The organism is Pseudomonas sp. UBA4194 (genome assembly GCF_002379585.1).
GTDB lineage: Bacteria > Pseudomonadota > Gammaproteobacteria > Pseudomonadales > Pseudomonadaceae > Aquipseudomonas.
Window position 1 is genome coordinate 1 of sequence record NZ_DFUE01000029.1, and the last position, 15,804, is coordinate 15,804.

The window sequence follows — 15,804 nt, forward strand, 5'->3', positions numbered from 1 at the left end:
GGGGGGTGGGGGGGGGGGTGGGGGGGGGGGGGGGGGGGGGGGGGGGGGGGGGGGGGGGGGGGGGGGGGGGGTGGGGGGGGGGGGGGGGGGGGGGGGGGGGGGGGGGGGGGGGGGGGGGGGGGGGGGTGGGGGGGGGGGGGGGGGGGGGGGGGGGGGGGGGGGGGGGGGGGGGGGGGGGGGGGGGGGGGGGGGGGGGGGGGGGGGGGTGGGGGGTGGGGGGGGGGGGGGGGGGGGGGTGGGCGGGGGGGGGGGGGGGGGGGGGGGGGGGGGGGGTGGGGGGGGGGGGGGGGGGGCGGGGGCGGGGGGGGGCCCGCTCCCACAGGGGGGCGCGGGTGGGGCGGCGAGTTGGGGGGTGTCAGGGGTGGGCCTTCGCGGGCAGAGCCCGCTCCCACAGGGGGGCGAGTTGGGGGGGGGGTGGTGACGGAATGTATTGCTGAACGGTCAGATCGACCGAACTATCGTCACTTAGCCGCCATTGCGCTTCTTATCTACGACACCCGTGGCTACTAGAATGAACACGCCCTCCATTCGCCAGCCAAGGTTGTCCCATGAGCCCACCCAATCGTCACCCTGCCGACGGCAAAGCGCCTGTCACTGTATTCGGTCCGGACTTCCCCTTTGGTTTTGATGATTGGCTCGAGCACCCTGCGGGTCTGGGCGTCATACCGGAGGCTCGGCACGGCGCCGAAGTGGCCATCGTCGGGGCCGGCATTGCCGGGCTGGTGGCGGCCTACGAATTGATGAAGCTGGGCCTCAAGCCGGTGGTCTACGAAGCGTCGAAGATGGGCGGACGCCTGCGATCCCAGGCATTCGAAGGCACCGAGGGCATCGTTGCCGAGCTGGGCGGCATGCGCTTTCCGGTGTCATCCACTGCCTTCTATCACTATGTCGACAAGTTGGGGCTGGAGACCCGGCCATTCCCCAACCCGTTGACCCCTGCCTCCGGCAGCACCGTGATCGACCTTGAAGGCGAGACGTTCTACGCCCAGAAGCTGGCCGACCTGCCTGCCCTGTTCCAGGAAGTGGCCGATGCCTGGGCCGACGCGCTGGAGCAAGGCGCGCGTTTTGGCGACATCCAGCAGGCCATCCGCGACCGTGACGTGCCGCGCCTGAAAGAGCTGTGGAACACCCTGGTCCCGCTGTGGGATGACCGAACCTTCTATGACTTCGTTGCCACGTCCAAGGCATTTGCCCAATTGTCATTCCATCATCGCGAGGTGTTCGGCCAGGTCGGCTTCGGCACCGGCGGCTGGGATTCGGACTTCCCCAACTCGATGCTGGAGATCTTCAGGGTGGTGATGACCAACTGCGACGACCACCAACACCTGGTGGTCGGTGGCGTCGAGCAGGTGCCACTGGGCATCTGGAAACATGTGCCGCAGCGCTGCGCCCATTGGCCCGAGGGCACCAGCCTGAGCAGCCTGCACCACGGCGCGCCGCGCACCGGGGTGAAGAAAATTGCCCGCGCCGACGACGGCCGCTTTGCCGTCACCGACAACTGGGGCGATACCCGCCATTACGCCGCAGTCCTGACCACCTGCCAGAGCTGGCTGCTGACCACCCAGATCGAGTGCGAGGAGTCGCTTTTCTCGCAGAAGATGTGGATGGCCCTGGACCGTACCCGCTATATGCAGTCGTCCAAGACCTTCGTCATGGTCGACCGGCCCTTCTGGAAGGACAAGGACCCGGACACCGGCCGCGACCTGATGAGCATGACCCTGACCGACCGCCTGACCCGTGGCACCTACCTGTTCGACCACGGCGACGACAAGCCTGGGGTGATCTGCCTGTCCTATTCGTGGATGAGCGACGCCCTGAAGATGCTGCCCCAGCCGGTGGAAAAGCGGGTGAAGCTGGCCCTGGACGCGCTGAAGAAGATCTACCCGAAGGTGGACATCGCTGCGCGGATCATTGGCGATCCGATCACCGTGTCCTGGGAGGCCGACCCGCATTTCCTCGGCGCTTTCAAAGGCGCCCTGCCCGGCCATTACCGCTACAACCAGCGCATGTATGCGCACTTTATGCAGGACGCGTTGCCTGAAGAACAGCGGGGCATCTTCATTGCCGGTGACGATGTGTCCTGGACGCCCGCCTGGGTCGAGGGCGCGGTGCAGACGTCGTTGAACGCGGTGTGGGGCATCATGACCCACTTCGGTGGCCATACCCACCCGGATAACCCCGGACCAGGGGATGTTTTCGATGAGCTGGGGCCTATTGCCCTGGCGGACTGAAAAGGGAATGTTCATGCGCATAGCTTTGTACCAATGCCAGTCTCACCCACTGGATGTAGCGGGTAATCTGGCGCGGTTGCGGGCCCGGGCCGCTGAGGCGGCGCACTGGGGGGTGGAACTGCTGGTGCTGCCGGAGATGTTTCTGACCGGCTACAACATCGGTACCGATGCGGTCCGTCGCCTGGCTGAGGCCAGCGATGGCGCCAGTGCGAAGCAGGTGGCCGAGATCGCCCGCAGCAGTGGTGTGGCCATCGTGTATGGCTATCCGGAGCTCGACGATCAGGGACAGGTGTACAACGCCGTGCAGCTTATCGACCGCCATGGCGAGCGGTTGGGCAACTACCGCAAGACCCACCTCTACGGCGACCTGGACCGCGCGCAGTTCAGCGTCGGGGCGCAACCGCCGGCGTTGCTGGAGTTCAATGGCTGGAAGCTGGCCATGCTGATCTGCTACGACCTCGAATTCCCCGAGAACGCCCGCCGTGTGGCGCTGCAAGGCGCTGATCTGATTCTGGTGCCGACGGCCAATATGCGGCCCTACGAGTTCATTGCCGAAGTGACCGTACGCAGCCGAGCCTTCGAGAACCAGTGCTATGTGGCTTACGCCAATTACTGCGGTAAGGAATCGAGCCTTGAGTACTGTGGTTTGAGCAGCATTGCCGGGCCCGACGGGCAATTGGTGGCCAAGGCAGGGGATGAAGAGGCGTTGATTATCGGGACGCTGGATAAAGGAGTGTTGGAAGGATCGCGGGCGGTCGTGACGTATATGGCGGATAGGCGGCCGGGGGTTTATTAGGGTGAGGGGTGTCAGTGGGGACGTTGGTGATATGCGGATTCCGTAGGAGCGGCGTGAAGCCGCGAAGAGGCCCGCGACGGCACCGCTAAACTGTCAATATTCCATCACCGACCGCCCATCGGACGTCTGATAATTTTTTTTTGACGACGTTAACCGTACAGCCCTTTTCCCGCCCCACCCCCCTTCGCAGGCCCCGCAAACGCGGGCGGCCTATCAAAATCGGGGGTTTACGGCGATTGCAGCCGATAAACCCGCTGAAACCCTGCAAACCGCCAAAAAAAGCAGCAATAAGCCAGCGCCAAAAATAAATCATCCATATAAATCAACAGGTTAGGACTAAAACTCTACGCTACCTCTCCAGCGCGCGCTTTTATTGACGAAAGCGTTTGACAGCTTTGCCCAGAGAGCCGATATATCCCCTACCGGTCAGCCAGACGTCGCCGGCGCAGTAATGCCACAGAGCATTACGCAACTTCGTAGCCGAACCCTGTCATCACCACCTGCCATGCATTATTCGCAGCCCGGCGTTGAGTTGTCGCGCGTCTATGAGTAGTGCCTGCAGTTTTCAACCGTTGGCTCAGTGCAGGAATGGGCGGTAGCTTTGCCAGTTACAAGTTGCGCAGGAGGGCAACGAACAGGCCAGTTTGAAAGTTCGTCAACGACGAACCGTGCGGTAGCTATCCCCGATGAAAGTTGAAAGTTCGTATCACTGTTTTCCCGCTGAGCACTACTAACGGATTGTCCACGGAGGGTTCATCGTCATGTCACATTTGTTCTCCCTTGATGACACCACATCGAGCCGCCTGGCGGTCGATATGAATGACCAAGGCTATGCCGTATTGGAAAAGGCCCTGGCGCCAGACGTACTGCAAGAACTTCGTACTTATGTCGATGAACAGGCCGCGCGCCACAACAATCAGTATTTCGCCTACCACGGCCACGGCCCCCTGGCCGGCAGTCGGCTGGCCGCAACGGCCATGTCGGCTGAGTTTCGTCAGCACCTGGCGCGCCTGCACCAGCAGGGCCACGGGCGCACCGCACCCAGCGAGCAGATCTTCCCGGTGCTGCGCTGCGTGCAGGGCCACAGCGGCCTGAAGGAATCCAACGCCTTTCACTTCGACGCCACCCTGCTGACCATGCTGGTGCCTATCTTCATTCCCGACACCGGAAAGGATCGCGGCGACCTGGTGCTGTTTCCCAACCTGCGCCGGGTGCGTGGCAGCGTGCTGGTCAACGCCGTGGAAAAAGCCTTCTACCAGAACCCGCTGTGCCGTCGCCTCATGGGCTGGTGCATCGAGCGTGGCTGGCTCAAGCCGCAGCTGCTGCGCATGGTGCCCGGCAATGTGTACTTCTTCTGGGGCTACCGCTCGCTGCACGCCAACCAGCCGTGCAATCCAGCCCACCGTCGCGCCACCGCCCTGTTCCACTACGGCGACCCCCATGCGGGCAGTCTGACCACACGACTGATCCTGAAACTCAACCAGCATCGCGCCCGACGCGCGGTTGCCAGAAGCAAGACCGAAGCGTCCTGAAGCCCTATGGCGACAGACCACGTGCAACGGCAATTGCCAGGGAGCACCGCATGATCAACGTGACCAAGTCTTATCTGGGCGACATCAGCAAATTCAAGGCCTATGTGGACCGTATCTATGCGTCCCACTGGCTGACCAACCACGGCCCGCTGTGCTGCGAGCTGGAAGAGCGCCTGAAAGACTACCTGGGCGTGCGCCACATCATTCTGACCAACAACGGCACCCTGGCCCTGCAAGTGGCCTACCGCGCCCTGGGCCTCAAGGGCAGCGCCGTGACCACGCCGTTCAGCTTCGTGGCCACCAGCAGCTCGCTGCACTGGGAAGGCATTCGCCCGCTGTTCGCCGACATCGACCCACACACCTGGAACCTGGACCCGGAGCAGATCGCCGGCAGCCTGCAGAGCGACACCAGCGTCATTGTCGCCACCCATGTGTTCGGCAACCCCTGCGCGGTCGAGCGCATCGAAGCGGTGGCCCGCCGCCATGCACTGAAGGTGGTCTACGACGGCGCCCATGCCTTCGGCGTCAAACACGTCGGCCAGTCGGTGCTCAGCTGGGGCGATGCCAGCACCTTGAGTTTCCATGCCACCAAGCTGTTCCACACCATCGAAGGCGGCGCCATCGTCACCAACAGCGACGAAGTCGCCGCCAAGGTGCGCAAGCTGTGCAACTTCGGCATCACCGACGTGGACAAGATCGAAGGCCTAGGCACCAACGCCAAGCTCAACGAATTCTGCGCGGCCATGGGCCTGACGGTGCTGGACGAGATCGACAACATCCTCGCGCGGCGCGCCGAGATCGCCCATCACTACCGCCAGCGCCTGGGCGGCTACCTGGACCTGCAACGCCAGGCCGACCACAGTCAGATCAACAACAGCTACTTCCCGGTGGCGCTGCAGAACGAGCCGCAGGTACTGGCAACCCGCATTGCCTTGCAGGAAGCCGGAATCACGCCGCGGCGCTACTTCTACCCGTCGCTGGACACCCTGGACTACCTGCAGCCCCAGGCGGTGCAGCCGCAGTCCCGGCGCCTCAGCGAGCGGGTGTTGTGCCTGCCGATCTACCCAGGCCTGGAGCGCGCCACCCAGGACCAGGTCGTTGACATCCTGCTGCGCGGTCACGAGCTCAAGCAGACCCCTGCGCTTTCATTGGCCGCAGCGGTTTGACCGCGCACTCAGGACAGCCTTCGATGAAGAAGCGATCAGTCATCCACAACACCGCGCTGAGCTACCTGGGTCAGGCCTACGCGTTGCTGATCGGCATTCTGATCATGCCGTTCTACCTGGGCCACCTGGGTGCCGAGGCCTACGGTCTGATTGGCTTCTTTGCGGTGATGCAGGCCTGGATGCTGTTGCTCGATGCCGGTATCTCGCCGTCGCTGGTGCGCCAGATCGCTCACCACCAGGGCGCCAGCGACAGTGCCACCGCCAGCCGTATCGGCGGCTGGCTGATGCGCTCTTTCGAACTGGTGTTTCTGGGCATGGCGCTGATCTGCGCGGTGGGGGTGTACCTGGCCGCCGACTGGGTGGCCAGTCATTGGCTGCAAGGCCAACAGCTGTCGGCCCACACCATTGCCAACTGCGTGATCCTGATGGGCGTGATGATTGCCCTGCGCCTGTTCGCCACCTTGTACAAGAGCGGCCTGCAAGGGCTGGAGATGCACGCCTGGCTGAACAACGCCAACGTCGCCATCGCCACCCTGCGCTATTTCGGCGGCCTGGTGCTGGTGACCTGGGTGTCCCAGGACGCGCAGGTGTTCTTCGAATTCCAGCTGTTCGTGGCGCTGGTGGAAATGCTGATCTTCGCCGTCAAAGCCTACCGCCATTTGCCCGCCCCCCATGCCCTGAGCGGCTTCAACTGGGGGCTGGTCAAGCCGATCCTGCCCTTCGCCGCCAGCGTCTCGCTGACCGCCATTGTCTGGATCGTGCTGACCCAACTGGACAAGGTGCTGCTGTCCAAGGTGCTGCCGCTGGACCAGTACGGCTACTTCTCGCTGGTGGCATTGCTGAGCACGGGCATTCTGATGTTGATCAACCCGTTGGTGCAGACCCTGCTGCCGCGCATGACCGTGCTGGTGGCCGAAGGTCGCGAAGCCGACATGCACGCGCTTTACCTGGGTGCCAGCCGCTTCGTCAGCACCTTTCTGTTTCCGTTGGCGGCGATGATCGCGTTCTACGCCGAGCCGCTGCTGTTCGCCTGGAGCGGTGACCACGCCGCCGCCGACTGGGGCGCGCCGATCCTGTTCTGGTACGCCCTGGGCAGCGCCATCCTGGCGGTCAGTGCCTTTCAGTACCACCTGCAATACGCCTACGGCGAGATGCGCCTGCACATCTGGTACAGCGTGATTTCCGCCGCCATCACCGTGCCGGCCATGATCCTGGCTGTCTACGGCTGGGGCGCACTGGGGGCCGCCGTGACCTGGTTCCTGTTGCGCCTGGTGTCGTTCGCACTGTGGCCGCAGGTGGTGCACCGCCGCCTGGCCCCCAAGGTCCATGCACCCTGGCTGCGCGACATCCTGCGCATCAGCCTGGCCACCGTGCTGGGGCTGGTACTGACCCATCCGCTGTTTCAGGTCATCGCCGATGGCCAGGACAGCCGCCTGGTGACATTCGCGGCCCTGGCCCTGTGCGGCTTGCTGACCCTGGGCCTGGTTGCAGCCAGCTACAAGCCGCTGGCCATGCGTGTGTTTCTGAAGTTGAGCAAAGCGAGCGCGCAACGATGAACAGAACCGAACAAGAGATCATGCACAGCTGGACATCGTCGAGCGAGCCGCTGCTCTCGATCACCTGCCCTGCCTATAACCATGGCGCGTACATCAGTCAGACCCTGGACAGCTTCCTGGCGCAGCGCACCACCTTTGCCATCGAGATTCTGGTCAACGACGACGCGTCCACCGACGGTACTACCGCCATCATTGCCGACTACGCCCAGCGCTACCCGAACATCATCAAGCCGATCTTTCACGAGACGAACCAGTACCAGCTGGGCCGCTGGTGCTTTCCGGCGTTGTTCAACCGAGCCCGGGGCAAGTACATCGCCTATTGCGAAGGCGATGACTACTGGGTGGACCCGCTCAAGCTGCAAAAACAGGTCAGCTTCCTGGAAAGTCACCCCGACTACGTGCTGACGTACCACGACGCCATGGCGTTCGATGCAGAAGGCGAGAAAGGCATTCAGCTGGTGGGGAAATATCAAAGCGACGCCACGGCCATGGAGCTGCTCAAGACCCGGCCCATTTCTACCCTGACCACCTGCTTTCGCAATGTCCTGCACGAGCTGCCCCGCGAACTCGAGCAGGCACCGGTGCTGGACCTGTGCTGGTGGTCGATGCTCGGCGCCCACGGCAAGGGCAAGTACCTAGCCGACATCCTGCCTGCGGCCTACCGCCTGCACCCCGGCGGCATTTTTTCCCAGCGCCCGGGGCAGAACAAGATGCAGATGACCCTCTACACCTACGCATGCCTGGCCAACTACTACTTCCGCCAGGGTGACCGCGTGCTCTACGAGCATTTTCTGGTGCAGGTGTTCGGCCTGTGCCTGTCGGCGATCTCGCCGGTACGCAAGCTCGGTGCCCTGCTGCATGTCGCGCGCAATGTCAGCCGCAACCTGTGCCGCCGGCTGTTTCCCACCATGGCCAAGGGATGACGGCGCCCATGTTCAGCAAGGTTCTGGTGATCTGTATCGGCAACATTTGCCGCAGCCCGATGGCCGCGGCGATGTTGCGCCAGCAGGCGCCCGCCGGTGTGCAGGTGCGCTCCGCGGGCTTGGCCGCCTGCGTGGGCTACGACATGGACCCGCTGGCGTTGCAGGTGCTCGGTGGCGAGGCGATCGAGCACCTGCCACACAGCGCCAGCCAACTGACCGAGGCGATGCTGCGCTGGGCCGACCTGGTGTTGGTGATGGATCACCAGCAGTGGAAAAGCGTCACTCGGCATGCCCCCTATGTACTTGGCAAGACGTTCCTGATCGGCAAGTGGCGCGACGACCTGGAAATCGCTGACCCCTACCGTCGCCCGCTCAGTGCCTTTCAACAGACCTACGCCCATCTGGGGCGCTGTATCGAAGGCTGGTTGCCCTATCTGAGTTCTGAGGATCAAGAAAAATGACCGCGATGAACCGCTCCAACCTCGAATACTACAAAGACACTCAGATCGACCTGGCGACCATTGCCCGCACCCTGTTCGACCACAAGTTACTGATTGCGGTGGTGGTGGGCCTGTTCACCGCGCTGGGGATTTTCTACGCGGTGATCGCCACGCCCATCTACCAGGCCACGGCGATGATCCAGATCGAGCCCAAGAAAGTCGGCCTCGATGCCACGCCGCAGTTCAACACCAAGCCGGCCTCGGTATCGGAAGCGGTGACCGAGATCGAACTGATCAAGTCCCGCACCGTGCTGGGCCAGGTGGTCAGCGACCTCAAACTGGACGTGGTGGCCTGGCCGCGCTACTTCCCCGGCATCGGCCGCTATATGGCGCGCCAGTTCACCCCCACGGCCAACGAGAAAGTGGCCGCGCCGCTGTTCGGCCTGGGCGCCTTCGCCTGGGGCGGGGAAAAGATCGATGTCTACTCCCTGGACGTGCCCGATGACATGCTCGGTGCGCGCATGACCGTGATCGCCGGTGAGAACGGTGCCTACCGCCTGATCGACAGCGACGGTGCCACCCTGCTCCACGGCCAGGTCGGGCAGATTGCCGGCGGCAACGGGGTGACCCTGCAGATCGCCGAACTGGTCGGCCGGCCAGGCACCGAATACCGTCTGACCAAGAACCGCATGCTCAACGCCTCGCTGGACTATCAGCAGCGCCTGCGCGTGGTCGAGTCGGGCAAGGATTCGGGCATCGTCTACCTGAGCATCAATGACGCCGACCCGGCCCAGGCGGTGCGCGTGCTCAATGAAGTCAGCCGCCTGTACGTGCGCCAGAACGTGGAGCGCAGCTCGGCCGAAGCGGCCCAGCGTCTGGAGTTCCTGCAATCGCAACTGCCGGTGGTGCGCAAGGAGCTGGAGAAATCCGAGGAAGCCCTGCACGCCTTCCAGATGCGCACCAAGTCGGTGGACATCTCGCTGGAAACCAAGGCCCTGCTCGACCAGATGGTGGCCTACGACACCCAGCTGTCGGAACTGCGCCTCAAGCGCACCGACCTGGATCGCCTCTACACCCGTCAGCACCCGGCCTCCGCGGCCCTGTCGCAACAGATCGGCCAGATCGAAAGCCAGCGCGTGAGCCTGCAGAACCAGATCAAGGCCTTGCCTGAGACCCAACAGGAGCTGCTGCGCCTGACCCGTGACATGCAGGTCACCACCCAGACCTACACCCTGGTGCTGAACAAGGCCCAGGAGCAGGACATCATTCGCGCCGGCAACATCGGCAACGTGCGCATCATCGACAAGGCCGACACCAACCTCGAAGACCCGGTCAAACCGATGCGCGCCATCATCGTGCTGGTGGCCATGCTGCTGGGCACGGTCATCGCCATCGCCATCATCTTCATCCGCCAGGCGTTCTACCGCGGCGTGGAGAACCCGGAAATCATCGAAAGCATGGGCATGCCGGTGTACGCCTCGCTGCCGCTGTCGCGCCAGCAGGAACGCCTGCAGAAGAAGCGCTCGGCGGACGGCGACAAGGGGCCCTCACGCCTGCTCGGCGTGGCCGCCCCCAGCGAGCTGGCCATCGAGTCGCTGCGCAGCCTGCGCACCAGCCTGCACTTCGCGATGATGGAGGCGCGCAACAACGTCCTGATGATCACCAGCGCCATGCCGGGCGCCGGCAAGTCGTTCGTCAGCGCCAACCTGGCAGTGATCATTGCCCAGGCCGGTCGACGGGTGTTGCTGATCGATGCCGACATGCGCAAGGGCCACCTGCACAAGGCGTTCGGCCTGCAACCCAAGCATGGTCTGTCCGACGCCCTGGCGGCGCGGGTCGGCAACACCGACGTGATCAACAGCACCGGGGTCGACAACCTGCACTTCATCTCGTGTGGATTCGCCGCACCCAACCCGTCGGAGCTGTTGATGCACGACAACTTCAGCAAGCTGCTGCGCGACCTGTCGCCTCATTACGACCTGGTGATCATCGACACCCCGCCGGTGATTGCCGTCACCGACGCCAGCCTGGTCGGGCGTCAGGCCGGCACCACGCTGCTGGTGGCGCGCTTCGGCAAGAGCACGGTCAAGGAGATCGAGGTCAGCAAGCGCCGGCTCGCGCAGAACGGCGTGCTGGTCAAGGGCGCCATCTTCAACGGCGTGATCCGCAAGGCCTCCACCGCCGAGTACGACTGCGCTGCCTACGGCTACGACTACTCGCCGAACAAGAAGTAACCGTTCGCTCATTTCAGCAGGAGGCGACATGACCAAGACCGTAGCAATGATGCAGCCTTACTGGTTCCCCTACCTGGGCTACTTCCAGTTGATTGCCGGCGCCGACGCCTTCGTGCTCGGCGACAACCTGCAATACGTCCATCCGGGCTGGGTCAATCGCAATCGCCTGCTCAGCGCCGGCGCGCCGCTGCTGTTCACTTTGCCGCTGAAGAAGGACCGTTCGGAACTGGCAATCAATCAGCGCGAGCTCGCCGATAACACCGACGAGACTGTGGCCAGACTGATCAAGACGCTGACCATGAACTACGCCAAGGCGCCGCACCGCGATGAGGTGCTGGCGCTGATCAAGCCGTTGCTGCGCTACCCGGAAAAGAACCTCGCCCGCTACCTGGAGCACTCGTTGCGCCAGGTGTGTGCCTACCTGCAGATCGACACACCGATCCACGTGGCCTCGACGCTGCCGGTGGACGAGGCCCAGGTGCAGGACAAGCAGGACCGCGTGGTCAAGCTGACCCGGCACTTCAACGGCGACCGCTACCTCAACGCCATCGGCGGTACCGCGCTGTACGACGGTGAGTACTTCGCTCGCCACGGCGTGGAGCTGCGGTTCCACCGCATGGACGAGCTTTGCTACACGCAGTTCAAGGACCCCTTCGTTGCCAACCTGTCGATCATCGACGTCCTGATGTTCAACCCCGTGTCGCGCATCCGCCAATGGCTGTCGTGCTACAGCACCCTCAAGCCTGCACCCAGCCTGGATAGCCACACCTTCGAAACCCCTTCCGCCCACGTGATCGAGATGCGCCCATGAACGACTTCGACAGCAATGCCAACTGGTACCTCATCCAGACCAAACCGCGGCAGGAAGCCCGTGCCGAAGAACATCTGCTGCGTCAGCAATACGACTGCTTCCGGCCCTTGCAACCCCGTCCCTCTGCTACCGCGGCGCGCAGCCGCCGGGTCGTCGAGGAGGACCTGTTTCCCGGCTACCTGTTCATCCGCCTGGACTGCAACGACAGCTGGTACCCCATCCGTTCGACCCGTGGCGTGAGCCGCATCGTCGCCTTCGGCGGCATGCCATGCCCGGTGCCCGACAGCCTGATCGGGCACATTCGCCAGCGCCTGCAGCAGCCCGTGGCTACAGCGCCCGCCGCGCACCCTTTCGCCCAGGGCGAAACCGTGCGGGTGCGCACCGGCGACAGCGAACTGCAAGCGATCTTCCTGTGCGAGGACGGTGAAGAACGCGCGGTCATCCTGCTCAACCTGCTGCAACGCGAGCAGCGCATCAGCCTGCCACGCAGCAGCCTGCAACGGATCACTGCACACGCTTGCTGAAGCGCGGCACGGACACCCGCTGCGCAGCCATTTGACCGAGTAGGGAGAGCCGTTCGATGAACGCCAAGACCACCCTGGTGACACTGACGTATGGAGATCGGCTGTGTTACCTCAAGGCCTTGATCAATCGATCACTGGCCTCGGAGCAGATCGAACGCGTGGTCGTGGTCAGCAATGCTTCGCGTGCCGACCTCAACTCGCTGCGCCAGATGTGGCCGCAGCAGATCACCGTGATCGACCTGCCCAGCAATACCGGGTCGGCCAACGGCTACAAGGTCGGCATCGAGGCCGCCTTGCGCCTGGGCGCCGAATACATCTGGCTGATGGACGACGACAACGCCCCGACCCTGGGCGCGGTGGAGACCCTGCATCGGCGCTTGCACGAATGCGAGCGCCAGGTAGGCAAAGACAAGGCGGCAGTGATTGGCTTTCGGCCCAATCATCAGGCAGACATTGCCGCCGGCGTGCCCCACCGCTACGCGGTGCAACTGCGCTCCAGCTGTTTTGGTTTTCATATCGCTCAGCTGCCGTACAAGATCTGGCGCCGCACCCCCTGGGGCAAGCCTCAGGGCCGCAAGGCCAAGAGCAAACCGCTGGTGCAGTTGCCGTTCACCACCTATGGCGGGCTGCTGGCCCACCGCAGCGTGTTCGAGAAGATCGGCCTGCCGCTGCAAGACCTGCTGCTGTATGCCGATGACACCGAGTACACCTGGCGCATCACCGCCAACGGCGGGCAGATCTTCCTGGTCACCGAGGCGCTGCTGGACGATCTGGAAGAGTCGTGGAACGCGAAGGCGCGGACCAATAATATTTTTGAAAGCTTTCTGCTGGGCAACTCGGACCTGCGCGCCTACTACACGGCGCGCAACCAGGCCTGGTTCGACAAGCACGTGTGGGCCGGCTCAACGCTGTTGTACCGGCTCAATCGATCGCTGTTTCTGCTGTTGCTGCGGTATTTCGCAAAAAGGAGCGGTTCAAATCGACGCCTTGGCTTGCTTGAACAAGCCATTCGCGACGGGGAATCGGGTCGTCTGGGCATTCATGAGTCGTACCCACTATGAAGATACTGTTCCTCAACAGCTTGTATGCGCCGCACATCGGAGGCGGCGCCGAAATCGTCTTGCAACGGACCGTCGAGGGCCTGCATCAAAGGGGTGTCGACGTCTGCGTATTGACCACAGGGCCCGATGCGGGCCTGAGCCACGATTACGTCAAGGGCGTGAAGGTCTACCGGGCCGGGCTGCTCAATACCTACTGGCATTTCAGCGAGCAGCGCCCCAGTGCGCTGGCGCGCCTGGGCTGGCACCTGCGCGACAAGTACAACATGGGCATGCGCGCCTACCTGCGCGAAGTGCTGGAAACCGAGAACGTCGACCTGGTGGTCTGCCACAACCTCAGCGGCTGGTCGGTGGCCGTCTGGGACGAGATTTCCAAGGCGCAGATTCCCATGGTGCAGGTGCTGCACGACATGTACCTGATGTGCCCCAGCAGCAACATGTTCAAGAACAACACCAGTTGCAAGCGACCCTGCACCTTGTGCAAGCACTTTCGCCAGGGCCACGCCGAACGTTCGGCGCAAGTCGATGCGGTGGTGGGCGTGAGCGAGCACCTGCTGGCCAAGCTGACCTCGGCGCGGTTCTTTCGCAATGCCTCGCAGCAGGTCATCTACAGCTCGACGCCCAAGGTGGACGCCGCCCATCCTGCCCTGGGCCGGGTGGATGACAGCGAGCCGCTGCGTTTCGGCTATCTGGGCACGTTGTCCGAGCCCAAGGGGGTGAGCTGGCTGATCGAGCAGTTCAAGCGCCTACCGTTCAACGCCACGCTGCAGATTGCCGGGCGCGGGCAGCTCGATTACGAGAAGCAGCTGAAGCTGGAAGCCGACAGCGAGAACATCCATTTCGTCGGCTACCAGTCGCCGGAAGCCTTCTACCGCCAGATCGATGTGGCCATCGTGCCGTCGATCTGGAACGAGCCGTTCGGCCTGGTGGCGGTGGAAGCCTGTGCCCACTCGGTGCCGGTGATTGCCAGTGCCCGCGGCGGCTTGCCGGAGATCATCCAGGACGGTGTCAACGGTCTGCTGTGCGACCCCGACGAGCCACAGACCCTGGGTCTGGCCATGCTGCAGCTGTACCGCGATCCGCCGCTGCGCCAGCAGTTGGCCGAGCAGGCCCGTGCCAGCGTCGAACACCTGCTCGACAACGAGCGCATGCTCGACAGCTACCAGCAGCTGTTCCTCGATGTCCTGCAAAGAAGAAGCGCCCATCATGAAATCAGCCCTGTCACTGCGCCGCTATGACAAACCCGCCCTGCTGGCGGTGAACAAGTCCACGTTGATGGTGTGGACCGCCATCAGCCTGCTGCTGGTGGAGACGTTCTCCGGGGCCTTGCGTTACTACTTCGACATGGCGGGCGTTTCGGCCGTGCTGTATGTGCCGAAGATCCTTTGCGCAGCGTTTTTTCTGCTCGAGCTGCTGACCCTCAAGACCCACCGGTTGTTGTGGCTGCTGTTGCTGGGCCTGGTGCTGTCGTCGGCCTGGGGCATGTTGCAGGGCGCCGTGCTGCAAAACCCGTTGTTCAGCCTGATCGTGTACGTGCCCCTGCTGTTCGCGATCGTGTGTGGCGAGCACCTGGAGCAACGGCGCAAGGAACTGAGCTGGGCGATCGGCTTCTGCCTGGCGGCGACCATTCTGGGCGTGTATCTGGACAGCCTGTTCAGCGTGCCGTGGAAGGGCTACAGCTACAACATCGGCGACCAGCAACTGAGCGCCAACGTTTCCTGGGGCGCCGACGGTGTCGACCGCGCCGCCGGCTTTGCCCGCATGTCCACCAGCGCGGCCATGCTGACGGCGCTGTTCACGCTGTACCTGTGCGCGTTCATGCGCTCCCGGCTGTTGATCCTGGTGCTGGCTGGCGTGGCTTTCAGCACCATTCTGATCACCACCAACAAGTCCACGGCGCTGGCCTTCCTGGTGACCCTGGCGGTGATGCCACTGTTCAGGTACCGCCTGCCCTCGCGCCTGGTATTGAGCGCAATGGTGCTGATGGGCCTGGTCCTGCCGATGCTCAGCCTGTGGGCGGAACTGGACCCCAACCTGGCCAGCAGCGGCAACGAAGGTGCACTGTCATCGCTGTACGACCGGATGATTAATACCTGGCCGTCCTTGGGTGAAGAGGTCATCCGCCGCGGCTGGGCATGGACCGGGGGCGGCTTTGGCATGGTCGGCAGTGCCATCGGGATGTTTCCGGTGGACAACGTCAAGTACCCCTCGGTGGCAGACAGCGTTGCCATGTACCTGTGGGCATCGTTCGGCATCGTCGGCGCAGCCCTTTACGCCATGCTGGTGCCGATGCTGATCACCCTGCGCGACAAGAACAGCTGGATGAGCCGGGCCATGCTCGGCGTGACGCTGTGCATCGTGGTCGTGGGCTGGACCACCGATGTGCTGGAGGTGCCGGTGTGTGACCTGTTTCTGGGGCTGGCCATTTCCCATGCCCTGCGCCGCAAGCCCGTGCCCACCCATTGGCTGATCATGGAACGCCGCCGTACCGACCGCGACAACTACCCCGACGGCCTTCAACTGACGTGAATCA

General features: G+C 63.6%; 13 protein-coding genes. All 13 read left to right on the top strand.

Annotated features, from left to right (window positions below):
* Positions 1 to 548: 548 nt before the first annotated feature.
* The gene (locus B3397_RS08135; RefSeq protein ID WP_296248888.1) at positions 549 to 2,231 is read left to right on the top strand and encodes a flavin monoamine oxidase family protein; all 1,683 of its coding nucleotides are present in this window, start codon (positions 549 to 551) and stop codon (positions 2,229 to 2,231) included.
* Positions 2,232 to 2,244: 13 nt separating this feature from the next.
* On the top strand, positions 2,245 to 3,027 hold the full coding sequence (locus B3397_RS08140; RefSeq protein WP_296248889.1) for a carbon-nitrogen hydrolase family protein: 783 nt from the start codon (positions 2,245 to 2,247) through the stop codon (positions 3,025 to 3,027).
* A gap of 761 nt (positions 3,028 to 3,788) precedes the next feature.
* Positions 3,789 to 4,559 (top strand): hypothetical protein, encoded by a 771-nt coding sequence (locus B3397_RS08145; protein WP_296248891.1) that lies wholly within the window; start codon positions 3,789 to 3,791, stop codon positions 4,557 to 4,559.
* Positions 4,560 to 4,609: 50 nt separating this feature from the next.
* A complete protein-coding gene (locus B3397_RS08150) occupies positions 4,610 to 5,725 on the top strand; it encodes a DegT/DnrJ/EryC1/StrS family aminotransferase (protein ID WP_296248893.1) in 1,116 nt (371 codons plus the stop codon).
* A 23-nt stretch (positions 5,726 to 5,748) separates the two neighbouring features.
* On the top strand, positions 5,749 to 7,281 hold the full coding sequence (locus tag B3397_RS08155; RefSeq protein ID WP_296248895.1) for a lipopolysaccharide biosynthesis protein: 1,533 nt from the start codon (positions 5,749 to 5,751) through the stop codon (positions 7,279 to 7,281).
* Complete coding sequence (locus B3397_RS08160) at positions 7,278 to 8,204, top strand: glycosyltransferase family 2 protein (RefSeq protein ID WP_296248897.1); 927 nt, start codon at positions 7,278 to 7,280, stop codon at positions 8,202 to 8,204. Before B3397_RS08155 ends, B3397_RS08160 begins: the two co-directional genes overlap by 4 nt.
* An 8-nt stretch (positions 8,205 to 8,212) precedes the next feature.
* Positions 8,213 to 8,665, top strand: a complete 453-nt coding sequence (locus B3397_RS08165) for a low molecular weight protein-tyrosine-phosphatase (protein ID WP_296248899.1) — start codon at positions 8,213 to 8,215, stop codon at positions 8,663 to 8,665.
* On the top strand, positions 8,662 to 10,878 hold the full coding sequence (locus tag B3397_RS08170; protein ID WP_296248900.1) for a polysaccharide biosynthesis tyrosine autokinase: 2,217 nt from the start codon (positions 8,662 to 8,664) through the stop codon (positions 10,876 to 10,878). The genes B3397_RS08165 and B3397_RS08170 overlap by 4 nt, the downstream gene beginning before the upstream one ends.
* 28 nt (positions 10,879 to 10,906) lie before the next feature.
* Positions 10,907 to 11,689: a WbqC family protein gene (locus B3397_RS08175; RefSeq protein WP_296248902.1), complete on the top strand. Its 783-nt coding sequence runs from the start codon at positions 10,907 to 10,909 to the stop codon at positions 11,687 to 11,689.
* Positions 11,686 to 12,213 (top strand): transcription/translation regulatory transformer protein RfaH, encoded by a 528-nt coding sequence (gene rfaH, locus B3397_RS08180; protein ID WP_296248904.1) that lies wholly within the window; start codon positions 11,686 to 11,688, stop codon positions 12,211 to 12,213. Before B3397_RS08175 ends, rfaH begins: the two co-directional genes overlap by 4 nt.
* A 56-nt stretch (positions 12,214 to 12,269) precedes the next feature.
* Positions 12,270 to 13,274 (top strand): glycosyltransferase, encoded by a 1,005-nt coding sequence (locus B3397_RS08185; protein WP_296248906.1) that lies wholly within the window; start codon positions 12,270 to 12,272, stop codon positions 13,272 to 13,274.
* On the top strand, positions 13,271 to 14,509 hold the full coding sequence (locus tag B3397_RS08190) for a glycosyltransferase family 4 protein (RefSeq protein WP_296248908.1): 1,239 nt from the start codon (positions 13,271 to 13,273) through the stop codon (positions 14,507 to 14,509). Before B3397_RS08185 ends, B3397_RS08190 begins: the two co-directional genes overlap by 4 nt.
* Positions 14,478 to 15,800 (top strand): hypothetical protein, encoded by a 1,323-nt coding sequence (locus tag B3397_RS08195; protein WP_296248910.1) that lies wholly within the window; start codon positions 14,478 to 14,480, stop codon positions 15,798 to 15,800. Before B3397_RS08190 ends, B3397_RS08195 begins: the two co-directional genes overlap by 32 nt.
* Positions 15,801 to 15,804 lie beyond the last annotated feature (4 nt).

Excerpts from the sequence above, each read along its gene's own strand:
- B3397_RS08195 (WP_296248910.1), top strand. The coding sequence starts at position 14,478 with ATGAAATCAGCCCTGTCACTGCGCCGCTATGACAAACCCGCCCTGCTG.
- B3397_RS08150 (WP_296248893.1), top strand. The coding sequence starts at position 4,610 with ATGATCAACGTGACCAAGTCTTATCTGGGCGACATCAGCAAATTCAAG.
- B3397_RS08175 (WP_296248902.1), top strand. The coding sequence starts at position 10,907 with ATGACCAAGACCGTAGCAATGATGCAGCCTTACTGGTTCCCCTACCTG.
- B3397_RS08155 (WP_296248895.1), top strand. The coding sequence starts at position 5,749 with ATGAAGAAGCGATCAGTCATCCACAACACCGCGCTGAGCTACCTGGGT.
- B3397_RS08185 (WP_296248906.1), top strand. The coding sequence starts at position 12,270 with ATGAACGCCAAGACCACCCTGGTGACACTGACGTATGGAGATCGGCTG.
- rfaH (WP_296248904.1), top strand. The coding sequence starts at position 11,686 with ATGAACGACTTCGACAGCAATGCCAACTGGTACCTCATCCAGACCAAA.
- B3397_RS08140 (WP_296248889.1), top strand. The coding sequence starts at position 2,245 with ATGCGCATAGCTTTGTACCAATGCCAGTCTCACCCACTGGATGTAGCG.
- B3397_RS08170 (WP_296248900.1), top strand. The coding sequence starts at position 8,662 with ATGACCGCGATGAACCGCTCCAACCTCGAATACTACAAAGACACTCAG.
- B3397_RS08190 (WP_296248908.1), top strand. The coding sequence starts at position 13,271 with ATGAAGATACTGTTCCTCAACAGCTTGTATGCGCCGCACATCGGAGGC.
- B3397_RS08135 (WP_296248888.1), top strand. The coding sequence starts at position 549 with ATGAGCCCACCCAATCGTCACCCTGCCGACGGCAAAGCGCCTGTCACT.
- B3397_RS08165 (WP_296248899.1), top strand. The coding sequence starts at position 8,213 with ATGTTCAGCAAGGTTCTGGTGATCTGTATCGGCAACATTTGCCGCAGC.
- B3397_RS08160 (WP_296248897.1), top strand. The coding sequence starts at position 7,278 with ATGAACAGAACCGAACAAGAGATCATGCACAGCTGGACATCGTCGAGC.
- B3397_RS08145 (WP_296248891.1), top strand. The coding sequence starts at position 3,789 with ATGTCACATTTGTTCTCCCTTGATGACACCACATCGAGCCGCCTGGCG.